The sequence below is a fragment of the Delftia sp. ZNC0008 genome (genome assembly GCF_000799035.1).
Taxonomy (GTDB): Bacteria; Pseudomonadota; Gammaproteobacteria; order Burkholderiales; family Burkholderiaceae_C; genus Comamonas; species Comamonas tsuruhatensis.
The window spans coordinates 1-6,750 of the sequence record NZ_JTKZ01000457.1; the positions used below are offsets into that span (position 1 = coordinate 1).

General features: G+C 67.6%; 9 protein-coding genes. 4 read left to right on the forward strand and 5 right to left on the reverse strand.

Features of this window, described 5'->3' with window-relative positions:
* The 3 genes from L995_RS15060 to L995_RS15070 form a co-directional block, all read left to right on the forward strand.
* Nucleotides 1–790: DUF2189 domain-containing protein (locus tag L995_RS15060; protein WP_047472477.1), on the forward strand; the 790-nt coding region annotated here is incomplete at its 5' end.
* A gap of 55 nt (nucleotides 791–845) precedes the next feature.
* Nucleotides 846–1,058 (forward strand): DUF2788 domain-containing protein, encoded by a 213-nt coding sequence (locus tag L995_RS15065; protein WP_016449600.1) that lies wholly within the window; start codon nucleotides 846–848, stop codon nucleotides 1,056–1,058.
* 19 nt (nucleotides 1,059–1,077) lie between these two features.
* Nucleotides 1,078–1,668, forward strand: coding sequence for a class I SAM-dependent methyltransferase (locus L995_RS15070; RefSeq protein WP_047472478.1), 591 nt, complete (start codon nucleotides 1,078–1,080; stop codon nucleotides 1,666–1,668).
* A 7-nt stretch (nucleotides 1,669–1,675) separates the two neighbouring features.
* Here L995_RS15070 and L995_RS15075 read toward each other — a convergent pair whose 3' ends face one another.
* From L995_RS15075 to L995_RS15085, 3 genes are all read right to left on the reverse strand, one after another.
* On the reverse strand, nucleotides 1,676–2,659 hold the full coding sequence (locus L995_RS15075) for a tripartite tricarboxylate transporter substrate binding protein BugD (protein ID WP_016449598.1): 984 nt from the start codon (nucleotides 2,657–2,659) through the stop codon (nucleotides 1,676–1,678).
* A 132-nt stretch (nucleotides 2,660–2,791) separates the two neighbouring features.
* A complete protein-coding gene (locus tag L995_RS15080) occupies nucleotides 2,792–3,655 on the reverse strand; it encodes an NAD(P)-dependent oxidoreductase (protein WP_026062100.1) in 864 nt (287 codons plus the stop codon).
* Nucleotides 3,656–3,665: 10 nt separating this feature from the next.
* Entirely contained in the window at nucleotides 3,666–4,064 is a 399-nt protein-coding gene (locus tag L995_RS15085; RefSeq protein ID WP_012204485.1) for a carboxymuconolactone decarboxylase family protein, read from the reverse strand.
* Between the two features lie 167 nt (nucleotides 4,065–4,231).
* Here L995_RS15085 and L995_RS15090 point away from each other — a divergent pair, with 167 nt between their 5' ends.
* The gene (locus L995_RS15090; protein ID WP_016454064.1) at nucleotides 4,232–4,915 is read left to right on the forward strand and encodes a GntR family transcriptional regulator; all 684 of its coding nucleotides are present in this window, start codon (nucleotides 4,232–4,234) and stop codon (nucleotides 4,913–4,915) included.
* Between the two features lie 45 nt (nucleotides 4,916–4,960).
* Here L995_RS15090 and L995_RS15095 read toward each other — a convergent pair whose 3' ends face one another.
* Entirely contained in the window at nucleotides 4,961–5,980 is a 1,020-nt protein-coding gene (locus L995_RS15095) for a Bug family tripartite tricarboxylate transporter substrate binding protein (protein WP_047472479.1), read from the reverse strand.
* 123 nt (nucleotides 5,981–6,103) lie between these two features.
* The coding region (locus L995_RS15100; RefSeq protein ID WP_047472480.1) for an FAD-dependent oxidoreductase at nucleotides 6,104–6,750 on the reverse strand (647 nt) is incomplete at its 5' end.

Below are 6,750 nucleotides of genomic sequence, written 5' to 3' on the forward strand. Positions count from 1 at the left end.
CCCCGCCGTGCGCAGCATCGGCTGGAAACACCCCCTGAGCTGGCTAGCGCGTGGCGCGCGCGACATGGCCAGGGCGCCCTGGCTGAGTCTGGCACATGGCCTGGTCTTGACCTTGATCGGGTTTTTGATCTTGACGCTGGGGCACAATCGCTTTTGGCTGATGGCCGGGGCCCTGTCGGGGTTCCTGATCGTCGGCCCTGTCGTGGCAACCAGCCTCTACGCCATCAGCCGCGCGCTGGAGCGCGGCGAGGCTGCCGATCTGTCCCTGGTGCGGCGTACCTGGACGCGCTGGCAAAACGGCCATGCGGCCAAGGCCGAGGGGCAGGGCGGCTACTGGTGCCTGGTGCAGTTCGGGCTGCTGCTGTCGCTGGCGGCCACGGGCTGGGTGCTGGTGTCGGCGTCGCTGATCACCGTGCTCTCGCCCGTGCGCATTGCCACTCCGGCGGATTTCGTGCAGCACGTGGTGCTGGCCCGCGACGGGCAGTTGTTTGCGATATGGCTGGCGCTGGGCAGTTTTCTGGCAGCGCCTATTTTTGCGTCCAGCGTGGTGGCCATGCCGCTGATGCTGGACAGGCGGGTGACGGTGCGCCAGGCCGTGCTGACCAGTTGGTTGGCCGTGCTGGCCAACCCTGTGCCTCTGGCACTGTGGGCCGCCCTCATTGTGTTGTTGACCCTGCTGGGCCTGGGCAGCTGGCTGCTGGGACTGGTGGCCGTGATGCCCCTGCTGGGGCACGCGAGCTGGCATGCGTACCGCGACCTGGTGGATGCGTCGACCTTTGCGGCGCGCTGAGCCGGACCGCCCGGCCTGACCGGACTTGCAGGGGAGGAGGTAGGACGGTGTTGTCGTGATATTCGGGTATACAGAAGAACAGATCGCCCATTTCTTCCTCACCTACGGCGTGGGGGCCTTCATCCTCTTCATGGTGTTCATCATCCTGCAGCTGGCACGCCAGTCCAAGGCAGGAAAGTTCGGCACCTTCGTGATTTTCCTGGGCCTGGGCGTGGGCTTTGTCGGCTACGTCGCCAAGATCGTCATCCAGTGGTGGATGGAGAGATGACGCCGCAGGCGTCATACCCATGAGCTGGACGGACTACTACCGCTTTACCGAGGGACGCAAGATATCTCCCTTGCTGGTGCAGGCGCTTGACGCGTTGGCGGGTGATACGGCAGATAAAGCGGCCATCGATCTGGGCTGTGGCGCGGGCCATGAGTGCCGCGTGCTGCTCCATACCGGCTGGCGCGTCCACGCCATCGACAGCGAACCTGCGGCCATCGAGGGCTTGCGCCCCCTGGCATCGCAGGCGTCCGGCGCTTTGACGCTGCAGGCTTGCCGTTTCGAGGATCTTTCCTCTTTGCCTGCAGCGCATCTGATCCACGCTGGACTGAGCCTGCCCTTTTGCCATCCTGAGTGCTTCGATGCGTTTTGGTCGCTGGTGCGTTCTGCGCTGCGTCCGGGCGGTGTGTTCGCCGGTCATTTTTTCGGGCCGCGCGATGCTTGGGCCGATTCGCAGTCCATGAGCTTTCATTCGCGTGATCAGGTCTTGCGCCTTTTGGATGGCATGGAGCTGTTGGCCTTCAATGAGTTCGATGGCATGGCCCCCAGCATGCGGGGTCCCAAGCACTGGCATCGCTTTGATGTCGTGGCCCGCAGGCCGGTGTCGTCGTAGTGCGGCGTTACTCGGCCTTGGCCCCCGCAGCCTTGATCACCGGGTCCCAGCGCTTGATTTCTGCGGCGGTGTGCTGGCGCAGGGCGTCGGGGGTGAGGCGGTCTGCGGGCGGGATGATGACGCTCATGTCCGTGAAGCGCTTGACCAGGGCGGGTTCGGCCAGGGCGGTGCGCAGGGATTTGTTGAGGCGCTCGATGACGGCCTGGGGCGTGCCTCGCGGAGCGTACAGGCCGTGCCATACGGCAAGCTCGAAGCCGGGCTGGCCGGCCTGCGCGAAGGTGGGCACATCGGGCAGGGAGGGCAGGCGTTCGCGCGTGGCGACGGCGTAGCCCTTGAGCATGCCCGCCTGTATGTGCGGGCCGGTGGCCACGGGCTGGTCGCAGATGACATCGACATTGCCTGCCACCAGGTCCTGCAGGGCCGGACCCGTGCCACGGTAGGGCACCAGGGTGGCCTCGGTGGAGGTGGTCTGCAGCAGCAGCATGGCGCACAGGTGGGAGGTGGCGCCTACGCCGGCATGCGAGAAGCGCACTTCGCCCGGCTTGGCCTTCATGTGGGCGATGAAGTCCGCCAGCGTGGCGGGCGCAAAGCCTTTGCTGCGCACCAGGATCATGGGCACGTCGCCGGCCAGCGCGATGGGTTCCAGGTCGCGCCTCACATCGAAAGAGAGCTTGCTGTAGAGCGCGGGCGCCGTGGCGATGCCCATGTTGTGCAGCAGCAGGGTGTGGCCGTCGGCCTGGGCGCGTGTGACGCGGCTGGTGCCGATGGTGCCACCGGCGCCGCCCAGGTTCTCGACGATGACCTGCTGGCCCAGGTCGCGCGTCATGGCCTCGGCAAGCACGCGGGCCAGCACGTCGGTGGAGCCTCCGGCCGCGTAGGGAACGACGATGGTGACGGGCTTGTTGGGGAAGGCCTGGGCGGCAAGGCTGGCTGCTGCCAGCGCGGCGGCGAGAAGGGTCTGGGCGAGGGGATTGCGGATGAGGGGGCGCATGGGTTTGTCTCCTGGAGGCGCGTGCAGGGGCCGCCGGCTCTGTGCGGCCGGTTGTCGGTGGCGTGTTTGGTGGCGTGGGGCAGGAAGGCAAGGGCCGCATGCGGCCCTTGACGACGGCGACACGGCGCAGGCTCAGGCCGGGGCCACGTACCTGTACAGCTCGGTGTGGTCGGCGGCGGGTCCCAGGGACCTGGAGGCCTCGGCCGCCATGGCGCTGACCTGTTCGGCCAGTGCCATGGGCGTGTGCATGGCCTGGCCCAGCGACAGGGCGATGCCCACGTCCTTGGCCTGCAGCGCCAGCGAGAAGCCCGAGTTGAAGGCGCCGTTCAGCATGAACTGGTGGGCCTTGTTTTCGGTGGTGTTGTTCTTGCCGGTGGAGGCGTTGATCACGTCCACGATGGTGGCCGGCGCAATGCCGAAGGCCGCGCCTGCATGGATGGCCTCGGCCGTGGCGATGAGGGCCGCTGCCGAGACATAGTTGTTCAGCGCCTTGAGCGCATGGCCCGCGCCCACGGGGCCGACATGGGTGATGGCCTGGCCCATGCGCTGCAGCAGCGGCAGGTGCTGGGCGAGCAGGTCCGCATCGCCACCGACCATGATGGACAGCGTGCCCGCAATCGCGCGCTTGACGCCGCCGGAGACCGGCGCATCCAGCAGCCCGATGCCGCGCTCGCCCAGCAGGCCGGCCAGCGCCCGCGTGCGGTTGGGGTCGGCCGAGCTCATGTCGATGATGCAGGCGCCGGGCGGCAGGTGCGGGGCCAGTTCGCCCACCACGGCATCGACGATGCGGGAGTCGGGCAGCATGGTGAAGACCACGCTGCAGCCGGCAAAGTCGGCCGCGCCGGATGCCACGGCCACGCCCGCATGCTCCTGCGCGAATCGTGCGGTGGCGGCGGGCACGGCGTCCCGGATGACCAGGGCGTGCCCTGCGGCGTGCAGCAGGTGGGCCATGGGCTGGCCCATCATTCCGAGGCCGATGAATCCTATGGTGGTCATGCTGCGTGCCTCAGATGTCCATCTCTTTGAAGACTTCCGAAGCCACGCGGAAGGAGTCGATGGCGGCCGGCACGCCGCAGTAGATGGCGGTCTGCAGGAAGACCTCCTTGACCTCTTCCTTGGTCAGGCCGTTGTTGATGGCGCCGCGCACATGCAGCTTGAGTTCATGCGGGCGGTTCAGCGCCGTGATCATGGCCAGGTTCAGGAAGGAGCGCGTCCTGCGGTCCAGGCCCGGGCGGTTCCAGACATCGCCCCAGCAGTACTGGGTGACCAGCTCCTGCATGTCGATATTGAAGTCCGTGGCGTTCTGGATGGACGCATCGACATACTCGGCGCCCAGCACCTCGCGGCGGGTGGACAGGCCCTGGTCGAAGAGGGCGGGGTTCTTGGGGGCGTAGGCTCGGGTCATGAAAACTCCTGATGGAAGGCGGTGAAGGTGTCTTTCGGTGGAATGGATTTAATCAGATTGTCAGACAATCCTACTTGATGAAAATCAGGATTGCCTGCCGGGCCAGGTGTGTGTATGACAATCCGTCAGTCCGTCCAGCCCCTGGATTGGCAGGTAGGATTCATCCCATGAACCAGATGCTGCGTGTCCCCCGCGAAGAAACGTCGCTGCGCCTGCGCACGACGCAGACCCTGCGCACGGCCATCCTCGATGGCGTGTTTGCGCCGGGCCAGAAGCTGTCCGAGCGCGAACTGTGCGAGAGCCTTGATGTGAGCCGTTCGTGCCTGCGCGAGTCCCTGCAGCACCTGCAGGCCGAGGGGCTGATCACCATCGTTCCGCACCGGGGTCCCGAGGTCACGGACATCTCGGTGCAGGAAGTGCGCGATATCTACGAGGTGCGGGCCAGCCTGGAGGGCCTGGCCAGCCGGGGCTTTGCGCTGCATGCCTCGGCAGGCCAGCGCGCCGCGCTGCGCGCCAAGCTGGGCGAGCTGGCCGTGCCCGCCGTGGCCAGCGACAAGGTGGCCCTGCTGGCGATCAAGAACCAGTTCTACGACATCCTGATCGAGGGCTGCGGCAATCTGGTGGCCGGCCAGATGCTGCGGCAGCTGAACAACCGCGTGACGGTGCTGCGGCGCATCTCCATGTCCCAGCCCGGGCGCCTGCCGCAGACGCTGGCCGAGCTGGATGCCATCGTGACGGCAATAGAGCAGGGCGACGCGGACCAGGCTGCGCGCCTGAGCGCCGAGCATGTGCAAAAGGCCAGCCAGGGCGTGTTGCGCGCCATGGCCGAGAAGGCTGGCCCGGCCAGCTGATGCCGGGGCCTGCGCCTGTACCTGGGAGTGTCAGTCCGTGTGCGCTCAGTCCGGCTTGACCTGGGCGCGCTTGAGCACTTTCTGCCAGCGTGTCTGCTCGGAGGCAATGAACTGCGCGAACTGCTGGGGCGTGCTGCCGATGGGCTCGGCCGCATCGCCCTGCAGGCGCTTGAGCGCGTCCGGCGCCTTGACGGCCTTGGCGCACTCGGCGGCCAGCTTGTCCACGTGGGCTTTGGTCATGCTGGAGGGGGCGAGCATGCCGTACCACTGCGTCATCTCGAAGCCCGGGAAGCCCTGCTCGGCCACGGTGGGCACGTCGGGCAACTGGGGCAGGCGCTGGGTCGATCCCGTGGCGATGCAGCGCACCTTGCCTGCCTTGATGAAGGGCAGCAGGGCGGCAGCGCCGACCGAGGCAGCGTCCAGCCGGCCCGACATCAGGTCCGTCATCATGGGCCCCGTGCCGCGATAGGGCACGTGCAGCATGAAGATCTCGGCCGTCATCTTCAGGTACTCGAAGGCCAGGTGCCCGGCGCTGCCATTGCCGGCCGAGCCGTAGCTGAGCTGGCCGGGCTTTTTCCTGGCGTAGGCGATGAGTTCACGCAGGTTCTTGACCGGCACATCGGGGTGGACCACGTAAAGGCTGGGCACCTTGGCCAGCAGGCTGACGGGCTGGAAGTCCTTGTTGGCGTCGTAGGGCAGCTTGTCGAAGATGTAGGGATTGACGGCCAGGGTGCCGATGTGGCCCAGGATGACGGTGCTCTGGTCATCGGCGCGCGCCACTTCCTGCATGGCGATGTTGCCGGCCGCGCCGGGCTTGTTGTCCACGAAGACGTTCTGGCCCAGGGTCTTGGACAGCTCGGCCGCCGTGGAGCGCGCCACGATTTCCGAGCTGCCGCCCGGCGCAAAGGGCACGACAAAGCGGATGGGGCGCGTGGGCCAGGCGTCCTGCGCCAGCGCGGCCGCAGGCAGCAGGCCAGACAGGGCCATGGCGCCCGTGCCGGCCAGCAGTTGGCGGCGGCCGAGCGGGGGCAGGTCTGCGTGTTGAAGAAAGTCGCGCGAAGGCATGTCTGGTCTCCTGGCTATCGTTGTAGTGAATGGGCAGCGGATGCGGCGCCAGCGATGGTGGCGCCGGCGGCTGTCAATCTGCTGTCAAACCAGGGTCTGCAGGCTACGGAGATACCCGGGGGATCAGGCTTTTCCCTCGGCTCCCAGGGCCTGTCCGATGGCCTCGGCCGCCTGCAGGCCGCTGCGCACGGCGCCTTCGATGGTGGCCGGATACGGTCCATCCACATGGTCGCCGCAGGCCCACAGGCCGTGGCCCAACTCCATGCCGGGACGCTGCAGCTGCGGCAGGCAGGCGAAGGTGGCACGCTTGTCGATCACGGTGCGCAGCGCAACCAGTCCATGCCAGCCCAACTGCGCCTGGGCCTGGGCCTGCACCTGGGCCTGCAGGGTTTCGCGGTCCGATGCGCTGTCGCTGATGACGAAGGCCATCAGGCCCTGAGGGCCGCCGAGTTGCCCACGGTCGAAGACGAATTGCGCAGGTGCATCGGGCGTGGAGCGCAGCGCCAGCCAGGGCGCGCCCGGGGGCAATGTGTGGGAGGGATCGCCGGTCTGCGCATAGACGGTGGCAATGGGGCGGTGCTGCAGGTCCTGGGCCAGCTGCGCCCAGCGCTGCAGGGCTATGCCGTCGCGCGCAGGCAGGCTGTCGTGCTCGGCAGCGGTGAGTGCCAGGCGCGCCGCCTCGGGCGCGGGGCAGGCCAGCAGCACGGCGTCAAAGGGCGCGTCTTCGGCCTGGGCTGCGCCCAGCGTCCAGTGCGGGCCCTGGGACGCGG